Raw genomic sequence first — 19,316 nt, 5'->3', positions numbered from 1 at the left:
TATTAGCGGAAAATTCCGGCGTACGCTATGGTGTTCAGGTGATTGCGACGCACTCGAAGGTCAATGCGACTCACTCACTTAAAAAAGCCGGCGCATCCTCATTGGACACGCCGGCTTTCTCCCTTACCGCTCTTTATTCAGCTCTTCCCACTCTTCCCGCAGCATCCCCATCCGAATTGAATCGTAGTATTCTCCGTTCCAGTAGCGGACTTTGCGGAGGCGGGCTTCCATCTTGAAGCCGAGTTTCTCGCCGGCACGGATCATGCGCTCATTGCCGGACCAGGTCGAGTAGCCGGTGCGGACGAGCGGCATCGTGCTGAACAGATGGTCGTTCCACATCCGGAGGGCGGTCGTGCCGATGCCGCCGCCCCAGTACTGCGGTTCATAGATGACGATGCCCATCTCAAGCCAGCGGGACGGCTCGTGTTCCCAGTACCAGCTGACCATGCCGATGACTTCTCCGTCACGCTCGATCAACCAGAAATCGTCCTGGCCGACGAGGTTGGCCCGTTTCTCGCGGAATGCCTCCCACGTCATCGTGGAGTGCGGATAATACGGGGCGTCCCAGCGTTTCCATTCAGGATCTTTGTCCCGGAAGCTGAGTTCCCAGAGCCGCCGGAGGTCTTCTTCGCGGACCGGGCGGATGGTCGTACCTTTGTCTGTATAACTCAAATGATTCTTCCTCTTCTCTTACAAGTAGCGCTCGAACCAGCCCGTGATCTCGCCGAGCCGCTCGATGCGGAGGTTCGGCAGGCCGTTGCGGGACAGGTTGTGGTCGGCCTCCGGGAAGCGGACGAATTCGGTTTCCTTGCCCATGTGCCTGAGCGTGATGAACAGCTGCTCTGCCTGTTCGATCGGGCAGCGGAAGTCTTTCTCGCTGTGCAGGATGAGGAGCGGGGTCTTCACGTCCGCCGCATATTTCAGCGGGGAAATGTCCCACAGCGCATCGACGTTGTCCATCGCGGCGCGGTGCTGCCATTCGCTGAAGTAGTAGCCGATGTCGGACACGCCGAAGAAGCTGATCCAGTTCGCGATTGAGCGCTGGGTGACGGCGGATTTGAATCGGTCGGTGTGGCCGACGATCCAGTTCGTCATGAATCCTCCGTAGCTGCCGCCCGTGACGCCAAGACGGTCCGGGTCGACCCAGTCGCAGTGCTCCAGTGCATAGTCGACTCCGGCCATGATGTCGCCGTAGTCCCCGTTGCCGTAGTCCCCGCGAACCGCATCGACGAACTCCTGGGAATAGCCGTGGCTGCCGCGCGGATTGACGTACAGGACGCCATAGCCCTGCGCCGCCAGCAACTGCAGTTCATGGAAGAACGTGTTCGCGTACATCGCATGCGGGCCGCCATGGATTTCAGTGATGAGCGGGTATTTCTTCCCCTCTTCGAATCCGGCCGGCTTCAGGATCCAGCCGTGGACGTCCCGTTCTTCCGGGCCCTTGAACACGATCGGCTCCGGCTTGACGAGCTCGTGTCCGCCGAGGAATTCCCCGTTGAATGAAGTGAGCGCATTGCGGCTGCCCGAAGCGATGTCCTGTACGGCGAGCTCGCCCGGGTTCACCGGGTCGCTGACCGCGATGATCGCGGTCTTGCCGTCGCGGGAGATGTCGTAGCCGTAGACATGCTCGTCCTCCGGTGTGGCCGGATACAGCTCGCCTTCCAGTGTCGCGTAGTACAGGCGGACATCGCCCATCACCGACACCTGGAAGTACAGCGAGGCGTTGCCTGCCCAGACGACCGCCGGTGCATTGGCGCCCTGCTGGAAGTCGCCGACCGCCATATCCCCTACCGGCGCGTCGAGCGACTCGGTGAGCACGGTGCGTGTGCCCGATCCGATGTCATATACATGCACATCCGCATGGGTGGCATTTTCCAGCCGGCGGTCTGCGCCGATGAAGGTGATTTTTTGGCCGTCCGGAGAAAATGCCGCCCCCCCGTAGTAGCCCTCTTCGTCGATGATGACGGTCTCTTTCTTCGTTTCCGCATCAGCCAGATACAGCGTGCCGCGGAACTCGAAATCCTGGTTTTCTGCGCGGTTGACGCTGAAGATGATGTGCTTGCCATCCGGAGAAACGGCGTTCAGCGAGTGCTGGTGATCGCCTTCCGTGAACTGCGTCACTTCCTTGGACTTCAGGTCGACCGAGCCGATCTGGCGGAACTGGTCCTGCGGCAGCAGTCCGAGCCCGTCCGCCTTGTACTTCATTTTCGTCACGCGGACCGGCTCCGGCTGTTTATCGTCTTTCTTCTCGTCTTCTTTGTCCGTGAACGTCTTGCCCTGCTTGACGGTTCCGTTCACCCAGATCTTCTTGCCGCACGGCGACCAGACGAACGAGGAGACACCGTTCGCGAATTCGGTCACCTGTTCTGCTTCCCCGCCTGCGGCAGGCATCACGAACAGCTGGTTCTTGCCGTCACGGTCGGACAGGAACGCGACCTTCGCGCCATCCTCCGACCATTCCGGCTGGCCTGTCCGGCCTTTGCCATGCGTCCACTGTGTCACTTTTCCCGACTTCAGGTCGGCGTGGAACAGGTTCGAGACATACTTGTTTTCTTTTTTGTCCATATGCGTGCGGATGAATACCGCCTCATCGCCGTCCGGCGAAAGATGCGGATCCGTCACGGAATAAAGCTCAAACAACGACTCTGCGGTGATTTTCTTCTTCGTCATCTTAAACTCCCCCTTTGCAAAACCTATCAACATTCTAAACTATTTCGAGTTGCGGAACAACTCCGAAAGAACACGCAACGGCCCAAAAAAAAGACCGGCAGAGCAATCCGCTCCACCAGTCCTAATCACCCGGGATCATCGGCTGTTCGTCGCCATGTTCTTCAGCGAACGCCTGAGAATCTTGCCGGTCGTGTTTTTCGGCAGCTCGTCGAGGAACTCGATGTCAGCCGGAATTTTGTACTTGGCGAGCTTCCGGCCGCAATACGCCTTCAGCTCGTCCGCGGTCACCGCAGCACCTTCTTTCTTCACCACATAGGCACGGATCGCCTCCCCGTAGTTCGGATCGGGAACGCCGACGACGGCCGCTTCGACGACGGCCGGGTGTTCGTACAACACTTCCTCGACTTCCCGCGGATAGACATTGAAGCCGCCGACGATGACCAGGTCTTTTTTCCGGTCGACGATGTAGAAGTAGCCGTTCTCGTCCTGGCGGGCGAGATCCCCCGTATACAGCCAGCCGTCCCGGAGGGCGACCGCCGTATCTTCCGGCTGCTTGTAATAACCTTTCATGACGTTCGGACCCCGGACGATCAGTTCGCCGACTTCCCCGACCGGCACATCCTCGCCGAATTCATCGACGACCCGGTTCACGACGTTGACGATATTCGTGCCGATCGAGCCAGGCACCCGCTCCCGGTCCAGCGGATTGAAGCACGTGACGGGAGACGCTTCGCTCAGTCCATACCCCTCCGAGACCCGGACGTCGAACTTCTCCTCGAAGTTATGGAGCAGTGCGACCGGCAGCGACGATCCGCCGGAAATCGCCAGGCGGACCGTTTCGAAGTCTTCTTTCCTGCCTTCGGGATACTGGTACATGAAATTGTACATGGTCGGCACGCCTGCGAAAATGGTCGCCTTCTTTTCCCGGATGAGCCGGAACACGTCGGCCGGGCTGAACTTCGGCGCGAGCAGGACTTCGGCGCCCCGCAGAAGCGGCGCATTCACGACGACGGTGAGCGCAAACACATGGAACACCGGCAGTGTCGCGAGAATGCGGTCTTCCGGGCTGAACCCGAGATAATCGGCGACATCCCGGGCGTTGGAATACAGATTCCGGTGGGTCAGCATTGCGCCTTTCGGATGACCTGTCGTCCCGGACGTATACAGGATGATCGCTGTGCCGTCCGGATCGGCCTCCTGCACATCCGCCTGGCCGGACGCACCGGCAATGATCCCTGTAAACGGTTTCACTTTGCTGCGGACGGATTCGGGCATGGCGGCGATTTTCCCGGGCGTGTCCGGATTCGTCTCGGCGATGATGTACGTGTCCACTTTGGGGAACGCCCCGTCTGCCCGTTCGATGAGCGGCAGCAGCGCATCAAGCGCGATGACCGCCTTCGCATCACTGTTGTTGACGATGAACGCAATTTCTTCCGGCGAATAAATCGGGTTGACCGGCACGGCAGTTGCGCCGATCCGCATCGTCGCATAAAGCGAAATCAGGAAATGCGGCGTATTGCCGAGCAGGAATGCCACGTTGTCCCCTTCCCCGATTCCAAGATCCGCCAGACCAGACGCGAACCGTCCGACGGTCTGGTCGAATTCGGCATAGGTGGTGTCCTTGCCCATGAAATGATACGCAATCTTTTCCGGTTCCTCCTGTGACGTCTGATGCACGCGCGTCACGAGATTCATATAGCCATCCCCCTTGGTTGAATGAACAGTCATTCATTTAATCCCCATTGCTATTATATAAGAATAATTTCGACAATACAACCCGGCGAACGACGGCAAAACCAGAGGAAGAACATAAAAACAAAGAATTTCCAGTTAACGCCGCCTGATCAAAGGAAAACTGCAAAGCAAAAAAGCCGCACACGGCGGCTTTCCCTGCTGCGCAATCCACTCAGACCGGTCCCCGTATATGCGCGAGATACCGCCACCGGATCAAGTAAAAATAAAGCAGCTGGATGATGGTGAACGCGACCAATACGAGGGCCATCTCCTTCACGATCGACAGGTCGGCAAGGTCCTTCCAGATTGCCTGCAGGGACAGGAAAGCAAACGTGCTATGGAGCATGGCCAGTCCCCACGGGAGGAAGAATTGCGGAACGAGCTGGCGGTTGACGATCTTCACGAACTCCCGGTCGGTGAAGCCGAGCCGCTTCAGGACAGCGGCCTGCCGCCGGTCCCGGTCCAGCATCGTATACAGCTTGAAGTAGATGAAGCTCCCTGCCGCAAGCAGGAACACGGCCGCGACGAGCAGACCCGTCAGCAGCAGCAGATGGAACGTGGAGCGGATGACCGCGTAGTCCGAACCCGGATTTTCAAAGTAAAACGACAGGTCCTCCGGACGTTCGTCCAAGGAAGCCTGGGACATGAGCCCCGACAGGCGGAGCCCGATGCCGACCGTCTCTTCCCATTCCGGCACATCGAAGGCGTAAAATGTGTACATCCTGTCGGCGTGGGCGGAAGCCGTTTTGATAAAATCCGTTTCGCTCAGGACGATCGAGTTCGTCCCGAGGGCATAAGCCGGGAACAGCATTTCCTTCATCGTGCCTCGGACAGCGACTTCCACGCCGCTCCCTTCGAGGACGGTATCGATTTCCGCCCCCTTCAGCTTGGATGCGGCATCCGGGGAATATGGCAGGAAAGCGCCTTCCCCCGGCTTCAGCCGGATCCCTTCCCTTCCGAGCACACGGGCGAGACGGTTGACCTCGCTTTCCCGGAGCACATTCAACGGTTGCCCGGAGTAGGACGACTGTTCCCGGACGACGGTCAACCGAACTTCTTCATAAGCTAACCCGCGCTGTTTCAGTTCCTTTTCAAGGCTGGTGATATGGGCCTGTTCGTCCGGGTTGTCCGGCTGGCTGAGATAGACGAGGCCGAGCGGATTGAGCGCCCGGTACTGTGCGGTATAGGTCGCCAGGCTGGCCAGCGTGCCGACCGAGAGGAAGGCGACGGTCGAGACGATTGCGACGATGAAAAACATGTTGGCGTTGTCTTTGATCTTGACGGCTGTTTCCGCAAATGAGACGAGCCGTGCATGCCGCCAGTAGATGCTTTTCCTCTTCCTCATCAGATCTATGAGCCAAAGCACGGTATGCGAAAAGAAATAATACGTGCCGAGCGTCGCGGCCGGCGGGAGGAGCACGGCCAGATAAAGGACGTTCACCCTGCCGGCGAACAGCGCGGCGGCATAGGCACCAATCAGCAGCAGCAATCCGGCAGCCGCCTTGGCAGCAGAGTAGCCGAACGGATCTGCCGAAGCGCCGATTCCTTTCCGGTATTCATTGATGTCCCGCATCCGGACAATCCAGGAGGAGAGGAATCCGATGAGCAGGAACAGGCTGAGGAACGCCCCCGCCGTCAGTGCGAACGGCTGCCAGGACACGTAAAGGGGCAGTTCCGGCAGATCGAGCAGTTCGCGGACGATCATGAAAAAATACTTGGAGAACGCAAATCCGGCGGCGATGCCGCTGCCGATCGAAGCGACGCCGAGCAGCAGCATCTCAAGGAACAAAAGCCGGCCGAGCTGCCGCCGCTCCATCCCGATCTGCAGCAGCAGCGCGAACTCGCCCGCGCGCGCCTGCATGAACGCGCGCATCGAGTAGAACAGGAAAAAGAGCGTGAATACATACAGGATGATGTCCGCTGCAGTCATCCCGACGACCGTGATTCCGGTGATGAACCGCTCCCCGAGCCCGGGATGGAACATAAGCATCGAGTAAAGAAAGAACACCATGACCGAGAAGACGCTCGCGAGGAAGAAAGCCGCGTATACCCGGCGGTTCCGGACGACGTTACGGTAGGCGAACTGACGAAAGGTCATCGACATTCCCCCCGAGAAGTGACAGCATGTTCAGGATGCGCTGGAAGAAGGTCCGGCGTCGGTCGTCCCGATGGATTTCGTTGTAGTATGCCCCGTCCTTGATGAACAGCACCCGGTCGCAGTAGCTGGCCGCAATCGGATCATGCGTCACCATGACGACGGTCGTCCCGTTTTCCCGGTTGATCGTCGCCATGAGGTCGAGCACTTCCCTGGCCGCATGCGAGTCGAGGTTCCCGGTCGGCTCGTCTGCGAGGACGAGCGACGGCCGGTGGACGAGTGCCCGGGCGATCGCGGTGCGCTGCTCCTGTCCGCCGGAGATTTCATCGGGCCGCTTGTGGAGAATATCGGCTAGACCGAGCCGCTTGGCGACGGCCCTCATCCGGGCATCCATTTCCTTGATCGGCATCCCTTCCAGCGTCAGCGGCAGCACGATGTTCTCCTCGACCGTCAGCATGCGCAGCAGGTTGAAATCCTGGAAGATGAAGCCCAGCTCCTGGCGCCGGAACCGGGCGGCCTCATCGGGCTTCAGTGTGGACGGATCCGTTCCGGCGACGCGAATATGGCCGGATGTCGGCCGGTCAATACCCGAGATGAGATTGAGCAGCGTCGTCTTTCCGCTTCCCGACGGTCCCATGACCGCAAGGAACTCGCCGTCCTCCACTTCAAAGCTCAGCCGGTCGAGCGCCCGGTGGGTCACTTTTCCTTCATAGATTTTAATGACCTCTTCAATCTGCACGATCGGCATCGGATTCCCTCCCTTCTTCCGGATGGTCTGCGAACAGGATGCTCAAGGCAGTCCCTTCTCCCGGTGTTGATTCGATCGAAAGCGGGTGCCCGAGCTGGTCACACACTTCCTTGGCGATGAACAGCCCCATCCCGGTGGATTCACCCGTGAGCCGCCCGTTCTCACCCGTGAAGAACGCCTTCGTCACCCGGTTCAGGTCGGATGCGGGGATGCCGATCCCTTCATCCCGGACGGTGAGGCGGATTCCTTCATCCGTCCGCTCTGCCGTAAAGTACACATGGCTGCCCGGCTCCGGCGAGTATTTCACCGCATTTGTGATGAACTGGGCGATGATCGTCTTCATCCATTTCGGATCGGTCGTGACCGCCAGTTCCTCTCCGACGGATGACACCGGGTAGACCCGGTTGGAAATGAACAGTTTTTTGTGATCGGAAATCGCTTCGCGTACGAGCGAGCCGAGATCGGCGCGGGAGATGTGCATATCCCGCTCGAACGTGCCTAGCCTTGCGGTGAGCAGGACGGTTTCAAGCCCACGGCGGATTTTATCGGTCTCGGTCCCGATGGCGTCCCGGTCGATCTCCTCTTCCTGCAGCAGCAGCGTGATGACCGATAGCGGCGTCTTCATCTGGTGCACCCACTGGTTCATGAACGTCTCATGGCGGCTCTTCTCTTCATAGAGCGCCTGGACTTCACGCTCATAGAGCACATATGCCTCGTGGGCGAACCGCTCGACTTCCCTCGGCTCCGGCGATTTCGCCGTCCGGGTGAGCAGCCGGTCCATCTTGTCGGGCTTGCGGAGGATCGCGCCGTAGAATGCCCGGCGGTTGATGAAACGCGCGGCGAGGAACAGCCCCGTCAACAGCACGACCATGACGACGGAATACACGGCCGTATCGACATTGCGGAACCCGTCCAGCCAGTAGAGTGACAGGATGAAGATGGTGAGCAGTGAATGGAACACGAGGTAGACGGAATGCTCGGCGAGGAACAGCCGGAGGGATTTCATGCTTCCTCCCGGTCAGCGATGAACCGGTACCCTGCCCCCCGGACCGTCTCAATCTGCGACTTGATGTTGTATTCGGCAAGCTTTTTCCGGACACGGGTCATGTTGACGTTGAGCGTGTTTTCATCGACGAACGACTGGTCATCCCACAATTCCTCGAGGAATCGCTCGCGTGTCACGACCTTCGGCGATTCAGAAAGGAGCAGTTCCAGGATGACACACTCTTTCTTCTGAAGCGGGATCTCCTCCCCGTGCGCATGAAGCTCCATCCGCTCCGGATACAGCTCAAGCCGCCCGAGCCGGATCGTCCGCTCTTCCTGCTTCGGTGCATATTCCCCGAACGAGCGGCGGAGATGGCTGCGGATCTTCGCAAGGACGATTTCATAATTGAACGGCTTCGTGATAAAGTCATCGCCGCCATTCTCAAGCGCAAACACCTGATCCATCTCTCCCGAACGCGCAGAGATGAACAGGATGGGCACCGTCGTCCGCTGGCGGAGCTGGCGGCACCAGTAATAGCCGTCGTATGACGGGAGGTTGATGTCCAGCAGAATGAGGTGCGGCGAAAAATCGGCTTCCTCCTCGAGGATCCGGTCGAAATCCTCCGCTGCCCGGACTTCATAATGGTATTTCCGGAGCGTATCGGCGAGCAGCCGCGCGATTGTCCGGTCGTCTTCAATAATCAGGATTCGGTGCTTGTCCACGGTCTTGCCTCCATTTCCGGCCGCCGGTTTTGATCGATTCGCAGTGAAGCGCCATCGATCTTCGGTGAAAGGTGATTGATTTGAACGGAATGATCATGATCTCCATTGAGCGGTTATTTATTGTTGGCGGGACAGGATTCATCTTGTGTGAGACGTCCCTGATCCGGCGCAGCGAAAAATTGCCCGCTCTGCACGGATCCAACATCACTTTCTCCTTTCATCATAACAAAAAGGCCTGACATCCGTCAGGCCTTCCTGGTGCTTCCATCAATAGATGAGATCGATGAATTGTTCTTTTGTGATGCCGCCGAGGAGTTTCTCGATGTCGATGCCGGAGAGGGCCTGTTCAATCGCTTCAAGGCTGTACGGGATGCCTTTGAGCGCTTCCTCGATTTCAGCGACTTCCCCGACGCCAAAGAAGTCACCGAAGATGGCGGCGTCCTCGATCTTGCCCTTGTTGACCTCAAGTTTCACGTCGATGCCGCCGACCGGGAAACGCTGGGAGTGGGACATGTTGAACTTCGGCGACTTGCCGTAATTCCAGTCCCAGTTCCCGTAGCGCTTTTCGGACAGCTTTCGGATGTTCTCCCAGTCCTCATCGGTGAGCGTCAGGTACTCGATGTTTTCCTTGCCGCCGAAGATTTCCTCGAGCAGGTACTGGCGGAGTTCCTCGATCGTCATCGGCTCTTTGAGGAACTCGGAGATATTCGCCACGCGTGAACGGATGGACTTGATCCCCTTCGACTCGATCTTGTCCTTCTTCACCTTCAGCGCGTTGACGACCTCGTCCACATCAGTATCGAACATGAGCGTGCCGTGGCTGTACATCCGGCCCTTCGTCGAGAACTGGGCGTTCCCGGAAATCTTGCGACCTTCCACTGTAAGGTCGTTGCGGCCCTGAAGCTCTGCGTTGACGCCGAGCTTTTGCAGCGCGTCGACGACCGGCTGCGTGAATTTCCGGAAGTTGCGGAAGCTTTCCCCGTCGTCCTTCGTGATGAAGCTGTAGTTCAAGTTGCCGAGGTCATGGTAGACCGCGCCCCCGCCGGACAATCTGCGGACCACCTTGATGCCGTTCCTGTCCACGTAGTTCGCGTCGATTTCCTCGATTGTGTTCTGGTTGCGCCCCACGATGATCGACGGACCGTTGATGTAGAACAACAGGTACGAATCTTCATCCGTGTCAAAGGTGTTCAGTATGTATTCCTCGATCGCCAGGTTGATATACGGATCGTGAATGCCGTTATTATCGATGAATTTCATGCGTTCAGCCTCCCGGTTTCTGTTGTGTCCTATTTTACCATAGCCCGTCCATATTCACCGTTCATCCGCCCAATGCCCCCTTTCGTCAGTAAATTTGCTCAATTGGGCGAAAAGCGTTGACACTTTCGATTCTGTTATAATACACTATGAATATCCAAACCAAGTTGTATAACAAAAAACGAGAGGAGAATGTCCCATGATTGAAAACGTCGTTGAATTTTTCAAGAACCTCCCTCCGAAAATGTGCACGAGCTGCGGTGAGCAGATCGAAGAGCAACACGAGTGCTACTCCAACAAATGCGACAAATGCAACTGCGAATAAGCCAAGTGACCCGTCACGGGAATAATAAAAAGCGTATCCCCCGGCATAAGCCGCACGGGATACGCTTTTAGTTTTGGGTGTTTTTCTTTTGCAGTATTTTCGAGCTGAACAGCAGTGCGGTGGCCACGATGACCAGCGGCGAAGCAAATAAGGCAACCCACCGGTTATCCGTTAACGATAAAATGATGAATGCCGGGACAGCCCCTGCAAGACAGCTCAACACGAGCCGGGACTTCTTGGTCAATATGATCACCTTTTCTACAAAGACAAGGCAATAATCAACCCAAAGAACAACGAGCCAATGATGAGAATCGGAATAAATAAAAGTCCACTGTACCTGACCAATCTGTTTCCTGTTTTATTTTTGAAGCCTAAGATGCCTTGGATGATGCTCACAATGAAACAAAGCAACCCTGCACCAGAAAAAGTATAAAACAGGGTCACCTCCATAGTCGTCAGAGGCGGTGGTCCGCCCGGCACAGCCACCCCTCTGTTCCATCCTGCTGATATCCCTGAAAGAATAAAAAACAAAATCCCCAAAGTCCCGAAAACCATCGCATAGACGGAAAGGCGATTCATAAAAAGCCTCCTTTCATTCATACGACCTGTATATCAAAAAGTACTGAATAACTGTACGCCATCTTGAGCCCCCACGGTCAACTGGAAGGCGGGGTGTGCTGCCGGTAACAAGGTATGGATACAGCGGCAGCACAGACGTGCCCTGAAGTTAAATGAAGTAAAGATAAGCGCCTGTACCGAGAACGCCTGCCGCAATCATACCGATCCCCTTCAATACATTCCGATCCGAGCCCGTCAGCTCCGCGGTTCCGGCCACCATCCAACCAAAGATGATCAAACCTGCTCCAATATGCCGAACAACCGGAATATCCAGCCCCAATACCGAGCCGGTAAGATAAATCGGCAATCCGATGCCCATGGGCAGGATACCGAATTGAAACAGGGGTTCTTTGATTTCCCTTCGAACCTTTACACGTTCATCCTTATCCAAATTCTCAAGAGAGTGCCAAATCTGCAATGAAGGCACCCCCCATAACAGTAGGAAAAACAGGTATTGAATCAACCGCATACCACCCCCTCTTTCTTATCTCTGCAATTCTTGCTGATCTAAACGACCTGCCAGTACAGACTTAATGACCCGCATCGCCTGCAATTGGTTCGGGTGACCGATCACCGGCAAGCTGAAGCGGAAACAGAATCCAATTAATGACCCTTCCAAATGACCACTTTCTTTTATGTTTACTTCCCTATCAGCAGCGTTACTCCTTTTTCCCCGAAAGAAAGAGCCCCCGCTCCAAGCAGGGGCTCGTTACAACTTCGCTTCTATCTCACTGCTCCTGTTTCCCGATGCACCGCTCACACTCGTGATGCGGGGATTCGACCTTCTCGATGATTTCGCAGCCGCACTCCACACAGATCTTCTTCATCTTCGGTTCACGTTTGATGTTGTTCATTCAGATCTCCTCCTGTGTTGGTTGGGATTCGTTCAGTCGTCCATAACCCGGCAGCGTGAGGAACTCTTCAAATTCATCGTTTTCCGTGAGTTCGGTGAACAGGTCGGCGGCCTGCTGGATCTTGCCTTCGGCGAACCGTTCGGCGCCCATTTCCTTTCGGATCTTCCACAACTCTTCCTGGAGGAGCTGCCGGAACAGGCCGTCGGTGATATCGCGGCCGTCGTCCAGCCTGGCCTGTGGGTGGCGGATCCATTGCCAGATCTGCGACCGGGAGATTTCGGCGGTCGCGGCGTCTTCCATCAGATTGTTGATCGGGACGGCGCCGCTTCCGCACAGCCATGCGGCGATGTAGCGGATGCCGACATTGATGTTCGTCCGGATGCCTTCCTCGGTGATCGTGCCGTCCGGTACCTGCAGCAGGTCCGCGGCGGTCACGTGCACGTCTTCTCGCTTGTTGTCGAGCTGGTTCGGCCTGGCGCCGAGCACCCGGTCAAATTCGTTCATGGCGACCGGGACAAGTCCCGGGTGGGCGACCCACGTGCCGTCGTGGCCGTCGGTCGCTTCGCGCCGCTTGTCTTCCGCGACTTTCCGGAATGCGTCGGCATTCGCTTCCTCGTCGCCTTTCACCGGGATCTGGGCGGCCATGCCGCCGATCGCCATCGCGCCGCGGCGGTGGCACGTCTTCACACAGAGCTGCGTGTAGGCCCGCATGAACGGCGCGGTCATCGTCACCTGGCTGCGGTCGGGCACGAGCACTTCCGGCTGGTTGCGGAACCGCTTCACGTAGCTGAAGATGTAGTCCCAGCGTCCGCAGTTGAGTCCGGCCGCATGGTCGCGGAGTTCATAGAGGATTTCATCCATCTCGAATGCCGCGAGGATCGTTTCGATCAGGACGGTCGCCCGGATCGTGCCGTTCGGGATGCCAAGCCGCTCCTGTGCGTACTCGAATACATCGTTCCAGAGGCGGGCCTCCAGATGGCTTTCGACTTTCGGGAGGTAGAAGTAAGGACCGGTGCCGCGGCGGATCTGTTCCTGCGCGTTATGGTAAAAGAACAGACCGAAGTCGAACAGCCCGCCGGACATCGGCTCGCCGTCCACCATCACGTGGCATTCGTCGAGGTGCCACCCCCTCGGCCGCACGATGAGCACGGCCGGTTTTTCATTCAGCTTATATTCTTTTCCGTCGGATTCCCTCGTGTAGGAGATCGTCCGGCGGACGGCGTCGAACAGATTCTTCTGCCCTTCGACCATGTTCCCCCACGTCGGGCTCGTCGCGTCTTCAAAACAGGCCATGAAGGCTTTCGCACCGGAGTTGAGCGCATTGATGACCATCTTGCGTTCGACCGGGCCGGTGATCTCCGTCCTGCGGTCTTTCAGGTCGTCCGGTATTGGTGTGACCGTCCACTCGCTTTTCCTGATCTGTTCGGTCTCGGGAAGGAAATCCGGCTGTTCGCCGGCGTCGAACCGGGCCTGCCGCTCCTGCCTCTTCCCGAGCAGCTCGAGCCGCCGCCCGTTGAACCGTTCATGCAGTTCGCCGAGGAAGCCGAGTGCATCCGGCGTCAAGATTTCCGATGAGGACGGCGTCTTGCCGCCCGAAATGGTGATCGTCCGAAATTCTGTTGTTTTGTTCGTCATCTCGATCCGCTCCTTCCCTCACACAAACTGTGCCGTTTCCGTCGACCCTTTCATTGCGGTCGTGGACGAAGTTCCGCCTGAGATGACCTGTGCCACTTCGTCGAAGTAGCCCGTGCCGACTTCGCGCTGGTGGCGGGTCGCCGTGTAGCCCTTCTCCTCACTGGCGAATTCAGCCTGCTGGAGGCGGGAGTATGCGGCCATCCCTTCATCTTTATAGGCATGGGCCAGCTCGAACATGCCGTGGTTGAGCGCGTGGAAGCCGGCGAGCGTGACGAACTGGAACTTGTAGCCCATCTTGCCGAGTTCGCGCTGGTATTCGGCGATCGTCTCCTGGTCGAGGTTCGCCTGCCAGTTGAACGACGGCGAGCAGTTGTAGGCAAGCATCTTGCCCGGGAATTTTGCATGGATCGCATCCGCGAACTGCTTTGCCTCCTCCAGCGACGGGTGGGACGTTTCGCACCAGACGAGGTCGGCATACGGCGCATAGGCGAGACCCCGGGCGATCGCCTGGTCAATGCCGGCACGTGTGCGGTAGAAACCTTCCGGCGTCCGCTCACCCGTGATGAACTCATGGTCCGCCGGGTCGACGTCGCTCGTGATCAGATCCGCCGCATCGGCGTCGGTGCGGGCGATGATGATCGTCGGTACACCGAGGACATCTGCCGCCAGTCGTGCCGCGACCAGGTTGCGCACTGCATTCTGTGTCGGGAGAAGGACCTTCCCGCCGAGGTGTCCGCATTTCTTTTCGGATGCGAGCTGGTCTTCGAAGTGGACGCCCGCCGCACCGGCTTCGATCATCGACTTCATCAGTTCGAATACGTTCAGCGGACCGCCGAATCCGGCTTCTGCGTCGGCGACGATCGGTGCGAACCAGTCGAAGCATTCGCGGCCTTCCGCCCGGTCGATCTGGTCTGCGCGCTGGAGTGCCTGGTTGATCCGCTTGACGACCTGCGGCACGCTGTTCACCGGATACAGGCTTTGGTCCGGATACATCTGTCCGGCGACGTTCGCATCCGCCGCCACCTGCCAGCCGCTCAGATAGATCGCCTTCAGTCCGGCCTTCACCTGCTGCATCGCCTGATTCCCTGTGAGCGCGCCGAGCGAGTTGATGAACGGCTCTTCATGGAGTGACCTCCAGAGACGCTCCGACCCGCGGCGTGCCAGCGTGTGCTCGATCCGGACCGAGCCGCGCAGCTTGTAAACATCCTCCGCTGTATACGGGCGTTCGATTCCGTTCCAGCGTTCCTCTTCCCAGCCTGCCTCAATTTGTTGGATTTCCACTTGTTTCGTCGTCATATCCGCCACACCTTTCTGGAATTTTGATGGCTGCCGTGAAAAATAGTCCTTTCAGACTGTTCCACAACAGCGGTTGTTGTTGTAGATTACTATATAACAGATTAATCGATCTTGTCTGTGCTTTCTGACAAAAAGGGGGAAACGGAAGATGAAGTCGGGGGAAAATCCGATGAATGGAGGAGACGGGATGACAAATGTGGTACTGGAACAGTTCACGCGCATGATGGGGGAATGGATTCCGGAGGAGGCGGCGCTCGCCGTCGCGGCGGGCGGCAAGTATGTTCATTTCAACGGGAAGGGGCATCAGATCCCGCTCGCGGCGGGTGCCCCGGTCGAACCCGGCAGCATCGCCCACAGGGTGCTGAAGTCAAGAAAGCGGACGGAGGCCTATCTCGACGGCAGTGACGAGACCCCGCCCTATTACGGGATCGGCTATCCGGTCGAAATCGGCGAAGAACCCGGCGCGGTCGTCGTCCTCCTCCCGCCGGGCTGGCGGCCGCCAGGGGAAGATCCGGTCCGCTTCCTCACCGGACGGCAGGACGACGAGTGGGTCCCCGTCCCTGTCGGCAAGATCACGCATATCGAAAGCGCCGACAAAAAGACCTGGTTTTACTCGGACGGCGAAGCCTATTGCACGACCCAGACGCTGAAGCAGCTGGAAGCCGTGCTGCCGGAGAGCTTCCACCGGATCCACCGGTCTTATCTCGTCAACACCGACGCCATCACGCGCATCCGCAAAGACTTCACCGGGAATCTCCTTGTCGAGACGACCGACGGCGAGGAGCTGCCGGTCAGCCAGACGTATGCATCGGCACTGAGGGGGACATTCGGGTTTTGATTGCGGGAGATTAACATCCGAGAGGCCTGACTTCATTCAAAATAATGCCGCCCTGCTGATCCACAGCAGGGCGGCAATTCACTATTGAATATCAGTCAGCCTTCCACTTCTCCTCTTTCCTTCCGAGTGAGCAGGAACAGCCAGATTGTCAGGGCAAGCGGGATGAGGGGGTGTAGCCGGCCCAGAAGAAAGGCGGCATGGCACCGAGATACCAAGTGTCGGGATAGATCAGGATGGTGCTCGCAAGCATCCACTTCCATGACCGCTTGATCAGAGAGACGATGAAACAGGCGGCAGCTGCAATCAGCGTCGGGTAAAACAGGCCCAGATGACCCAGCAGGACCCCCATGATTGATTCTATGATACCTTGGCGCCTTCCCTTGTTTTAGATGTCACTATCTACTATCAGCTTACTTCTCTTCTTTAATCGGAATTCCTTCAGGAGCGCGCCACTGTCAGTCTCTGTTGCACCAGCCCAAGACCGTATCCGGACGACTCATTCCGGATACCACTCTATGGAATGAATAATGCCGCCCGGTTCCAGCCTTTGCAGGACGGGATTTTGCATTCGAATCAGCGAGTGAGGGGAGTTTGGCCTTGAGTGAGGAGAGTTTCGACTCGAGTGAGGAGAGTTCGGCCTTGAGTGAGGAGAGTTCGGCCCATCGGGCACACCGCCCTCCTCTTCTCTTTTCTCCGATCAATAAAAAACCAGGAGCGGGTCGATTCCCCTGCTCCTGGTTCCGTCAATTATGGATTCACAACGTCCATCACCGCATCCGCCATCGCGTCGATGAAGAGCGGGTCGGTGTTCGGCATGGCCGGGCGGTAGTACGCGGCGCCGATGTCGTCGCAGACGACTTTGCATTCATAGTCGTTGTCATACAGCACTTCGAGGTGTTCAGCGATGAAACCGAGCGGCGTGTAGACGAATGATTTGTAAACGTGTTTGTTGTAAAGGTCGCGAGTCAGGTCCCGGACGTCCGGTCCGAGCAAAGGGTCCGTCATTAATTTGAAAAGTGTATGAAAGCCATCAGCTATCCATACTCTTTTTTCCTTTTCAGTCTGTGGCTAATTCCTTTCTTCTTGTCAAAAGATAGTAGATAAACTCACCTACTAAAAAACCTAGTAACGCTAAGCAAATACCAGATAGAAAAGTTGGTCTCTCAATTAAGAAAGGAGCCCACGAGAAAATGAAAGCTATTCCGAACAGCATTGACAAGTAATTCGTAATCCTGGATTTCAAATAACTCATACTTTTCCTCCCGCGCCAAGTATTCATACTCCTTATATTACACTATTTGGAACAGAATAAAAATAATATATATTTAAATCAACTAAAGTTACCATACAAAAACCAGGAGCGGGTCGATTCCCCTGCTCCTGGTTCCGTCAATTATGGATTCACAACGTCCATCACCGCATCCGCCATCGCGTCGATGAAGAGCGGGTCGGTGTTCGGCATGGCCGGGCGGTAGTACGCGGCGCCGATGTCGTCGCAGACGACTTTGCATTCATAGTCGTTGTCATACAGCACTTCAAGGTGTTCGGCGACGAAGCCGAGCGGCGTGTAGACGAACGCTTTGTAGCCGTGTTCGTTGTACAGGTCACGCGTAAGGTCCTGGACGTCCGGTCCGAGCCAAGGGTCCGGCGTGTTGCCTTCGGACTGCCAGCCGACCGCATACGTTTCGACGCCGGCTGCATCCGCAACAAGCTTCGCCGTTTCATTGAGCTGATCCGGGTACGGGTCGCCGAGTTCCTTGATCTTCTCCGGCAGCGAGTGCGCGGAGACGACGAGGCAGGCTTCGGCACGCTCCTCTTCCGGCATGGATGCGTATGTTTCCTTGATCTTGTCCGCCCAGTACTGGATGAATTTCGGCTGACGGTAGAAGTCGTGAACCGACTGGATCGTCATGTTGCCGAGCTCGGCCGCTTTTTCTTCGGCACGGGTGTTGTACGATTTCACCGAGAAGGTCGAGTAGTGCGGCGCGAGGACGATCGTCACGGCTTCCGTGATGCCGTCTTCGTGCATCTTCTCGACGGTGTCCTCGATGAACGGGTGGATGTGCTTGAGTCCGACATACACCTTGAACTCGATGTCATCCTGGATTTCGTTGAGGCGCTTCCCGAGTGCCTCTGCCTGCTCGTCTGTCGTGCGCGCGAGAGGGGAGATGCCGCCGATCGCCTCGTAGCGGTTCTTCAGGTCTTCGAGCTGCTCCGGCGCCGGCTTGCGGCCGTGGCGGATGTGCGTGTAGTAAGGTTCGATGTCTTCTTCTTTATACGGGGTCCCGTACGCCATGACGAGGAGGCCCATTGTCTTTTTCGTCATTCTGTTCACCTTCCGGTTGGTAGAATTATTTACGAAGTTCGGCTGAGTACGTATGGACGAGTTCGGTGAGTTTCTTCAGCGTGGCCGGCTGGACGTCCGGGAAGACGCCGTGGCCGAGGTTGAAGATATGCGAGCCGTGCTCGACGCCCTGCTCGATGATTTCCTTTGCACGGGCTTCGATGATCGGCCAGTCGGCGAGGAGCAGCGACGGATCGAGGTTGCCCATGACCGGCTTCTTGATGCCCCGCTCTCCCGCTTCCTTGATCGGCAGGCGCCAGTCGAGTCCGACGACGTCGACCGGGAGATCGTTCCATTCATTGGCGAGGTGGCTTGCACCGACGCCGAACGTGATGAGCGGAACGCCCGTCTCTTTCAGTTCGTTGAAGATGCGGGTCATGACCGGCTTGATAAACTTCCGGTAATCCGCAACATTCAGCGCCCCGACCCATGAATCAAACAGCTGGATCGCCTTGGCACCGGCCGCCACCTGTGCTTTCACATACGCGATGTCCATGTCCGCGAGCTTGTTCATGAGCGCATGCCAAGCTTCCGGCTCGGACACCATGAACGACTTGGTCAGGTTGTAGCTGCGCGACGGGCCGCCTTCGATCATGTAGCTCGCAAGCGTAAACGGTGCGCCTGCGAATCCGATGAGCGGGACGTCCAGCTGTTCCTTCGTGAGGATGCGGATCGTCTCCAGCACATACGGCACCTGGTCTTCCGCATGGAACTCGCCGAGCTTGTCGACGTCGGCACGCGAGCGGATCGGATTGGAGATGACCGGCCCGACGCCCGATTTGATCTTCACGTCGACGCCGATCCCTGCGAGCGGCGTGACGATGTCCTTATAGAGGATCGCCGCATCGACGTTGTACTGGTCGACCGGCAGCTTCGTCACATACGCGCAGAGCTCCGGCTGGTGAGTGATTTCCTCAAGCGAGTACTTTTCCTTCAGCTTGCGGTATTCCGGCTGCGAACGGCCCGCCTGCCGCATGTACCAGACCGGCGTGTGATCGATTTTCTCCCCGCGCGCCGCCCGGATCAGTGTGTCATTGAATGTTCCCATTGGCATTGATCCCTGCTTTCCCGATATAATCCGTTTTAAATATAAGTGTCCCGTCATTTATTGTATAGAGCGGCGGGCGAAATGTCATAGAATTGACCTCGATGCCGCCATCTTTCGGACACAGTTGTTTGAATCGGCAGGCGGACG

At 57.3% G+C, this 19,316-nt stretch carries 18 protein-coding genes and 1 pseudogene; 2 read left to right on the top strand and 17 right to left on the bottom strand.

The window, feature by feature from the left end; genetic code table 11:
* Positions 1–123: 123 nt before the first annotated feature.
* The 8 genes from B0B07_RS12675 to B0B07_RS12640 form a co-directional block, all read right to left on the bottom strand.
* The gene (locus B0B07_RS12675) at positions 124–672 is read right to left on the bottom strand and encodes a GNAT family N-acetyltransferase (RefSeq protein ID WP_076759430.1); all 549 of its coding nucleotides are present in this window, start codon (positions 670–672) and stop codon (positions 124–126) included.
* Between the two features lie 18 nt (positions 673–690).
* A complete protein-coding gene (locus B0B07_RS12670; protein ID WP_076759428.1) occupies positions 691–2,670 on the bottom strand; it encodes a S9 family peptidase in 1,980 nt (659 codons plus the stop codon).
* A gap of 135 nt (positions 2,671–2,805) precedes the next feature.
* On the bottom strand, positions 2,806–4,365 hold the full coding sequence (locus B0B07_RS12665) for a long-chain-fatty-acid--CoA ligase (RefSeq protein WP_076759427.1): 1,560 nt from the start codon (positions 4,363–4,365) through the stop codon (positions 2,806–2,808).
* Between the two features lie 211 nt (positions 4,366–4,576).
* Complete coding sequence (locus B0B07_RS12660; RefSeq protein ID WP_076759425.1) at positions 4,577–6,502, bottom strand: ABC transporter permease; 1,926 nt, start codon at positions 6,500–6,502, stop codon at positions 4,577–4,579.
* The gene (locus B0B07_RS12655; RefSeq protein WP_076759424.1) at positions 6,474–7,247 is read right to left on the bottom strand and encodes an ABC transporter ATP-binding protein; all 774 of its coding nucleotides are present in this window, start codon (positions 7,245–7,247) and stop codon (positions 6,474–6,476) included. Before B0B07_RS12655 ends, B0B07_RS12660 begins: the two co-directional genes overlap by 29 nt.
* Positions 7,228–8,253, bottom strand: a complete 1,026-nt coding sequence (locus tag B0B07_RS12650; protein ID WP_076759422.1) for a sensor histidine kinase — start codon at positions 8,251–8,253, stop codon at positions 7,228–7,230. Before B0B07_RS12650 ends, B0B07_RS12655 begins: the two co-directional genes overlap by 20 nt.
* Positions 8,250–8,954, bottom strand: a complete 705-nt coding sequence (locus B0B07_RS12645) for a response regulator transcription factor (RefSeq protein WP_076759421.1) — start codon at positions 8,952–8,954, stop codon at positions 8,250–8,252. Before B0B07_RS12645 ends, B0B07_RS12650 begins: the two co-directional genes overlap by 4 nt.
* Positions 8,955–9,221: 267 nt before the next feature.
* Positions 9,222–10,214 carry a lipoate--protein ligase gene (locus B0B07_RS12640; RefSeq protein ID WP_076759418.1) on the bottom strand — a complete coding sequence of 331 codons (993 nt, stop codon included), beginning with the start codon at positions 10,212–10,214 and terminating at the stop codon, positions 9,222–9,224.
* Positions 10,215–10,410: 196 nt separating this feature from the next.
* Here B0B07_RS12640 and yhfH point away from each other — a divergent pair, with 196 nt between their 5' ends.
* A complete protein-coding gene (gene yhfH / locus B0B07_RS12635; RefSeq protein WP_076759417.1) occupies positions 10,411–10,536 on the top strand; it encodes a protein YhfH in 126 nt (41 codons plus the stop codon).
* Positions 10,537–10,794: 258 nt separating this feature from the next.
* On the opposite strand, the gene B0B07_RS12630 is transcribed toward yhfH, so the two are convergent.
* The 5 genes from B0B07_RS12630 to aceA all read right to left on the bottom strand — a co-directional run bounded on the left by B0B07_RS12630 (position 10,795) and on the right by aceA (position 14,939).
* Positions 10,795–11,115: a hypothetical protein gene (locus tag B0B07_RS12630; protein WP_076759415.1), complete on the bottom strand. Its 321-nt coding sequence runs from the start codon at positions 11,113–11,115 to the stop codon at positions 10,795–10,797.
* Positions 11,116–11,263: 148 nt separating this feature from the next.
* Positions 11,264–11,617 (bottom strand): hypothetical protein, encoded by a 354-nt coding sequence (locus B0B07_RS12625; protein WP_144264362.1) that lies wholly within the window; start codon positions 11,615–11,617, stop codon positions 11,264–11,266.
* 265 nt (positions 11,618–11,882) lie between these two features.
* Positions 11,883–12,008, bottom strand: coding sequence for a YhfH family protein (locus tag B0B07_RS15345; RefSeq protein WP_200805818.1), 126 nt, complete (start codon positions 12,006–12,008; stop codon positions 11,883–11,885).
* Positions 12,009–13,643: a malate synthase A gene (gene aceB / locus B0B07_RS12620; protein ID WP_076759412.1), complete on the bottom strand. Its 1,635-nt coding sequence runs from the start codon at positions 13,641–13,643 to the stop codon at positions 12,009–12,011. It lies immediately after the preceding gene.
* Between the two features lie 18 nt (positions 13,644–13,661).
* The gene (aceA, locus tag B0B07_RS12615; protein ID WP_076759410.1) at positions 13,662–14,939 is read right to left on the bottom strand and encodes an isocitrate lyase; all 1,278 of its coding nucleotides are present in this window, start codon (positions 14,937–14,939) and stop codon (positions 13,662–13,664) included.
* Positions 14,940–15,126: 187 nt separating this feature from the next.
* Here aceA and B0B07_RS12610 point away from each other — a divergent pair, with 187 nt between their 5' ends.
* The gene (locus tag B0B07_RS12610) at positions 15,127–15,777 is read left to right on the top strand and encodes a LytTR family DNA-binding domain-containing protein (protein ID WP_076759773.1); all 651 of its coding nucleotides are present in this window, start codon (positions 15,127–15,129) and stop codon (positions 15,775–15,777) included.
* Positions 15,778–15,925: 148 nt separating this feature from the next.
* Here B0B07_RS12610 and B0B07_RS12605 read toward each other — a convergent pair whose 3' ends face one another.
* The 4 genes and pseudogenes from B0B07_RS12605 to hemE all read right to left on the bottom strand — a co-directional run bounded on the left by B0B07_RS12605 (position 15,926) and on the right by hemE (position 19,169).
* Entirely contained in the window at positions 15,926–16,126 is a 201-nt protein-coding gene (locus B0B07_RS12605) for a hypothetical protein (protein ID WP_234982398.1), read from the bottom strand.
* 398 nt (positions 16,127–16,524) lie between these two features.
* Positions 16,525–16,773, bottom strand: a pseudogene (locus B0B07_RS12600) (ferrochelatase); the annotation flags it as partial.
* 397 nt (positions 16,774–17,170) lie between these two features.
* On the bottom strand, positions 17,171–18,103 hold the full coding sequence (hemH, locus tag B0B07_RS12590) for a ferrochelatase (RefSeq protein ID WP_076759407.1): 933 nt from the start codon (positions 18,101–18,103) through the stop codon (positions 17,171–17,173).
* A gap of 25 nt (positions 18,104–18,128) precedes the next feature.
* Positions 18,129–19,169 carry a uroporphyrinogen decarboxylase gene (hemE, locus tag B0B07_RS12585; RefSeq protein ID WP_076759405.1) on the bottom strand — a complete coding sequence of 347 codons (1,041 nt, stop codon included), beginning with the start codon at positions 19,167–19,169 and terminating at the stop codon, positions 18,129–18,131.
* Positions 19,170–19,316 lie beyond the last annotated feature (147 nt).

Source organism: Edaphobacillus lindanitolerans (genome assembly GCF_900156305.1).
GTDB lineage: Bacteria > Bacillota > Bacilli > Bacillales_A > Planococcaceae > Bhargavaea > Bhargavaea lindanitolerans.
Note: the sequence above shows the minus strand (reverse complement) of the source record. Positions and strands in the feature narration are given on the sequence as shown.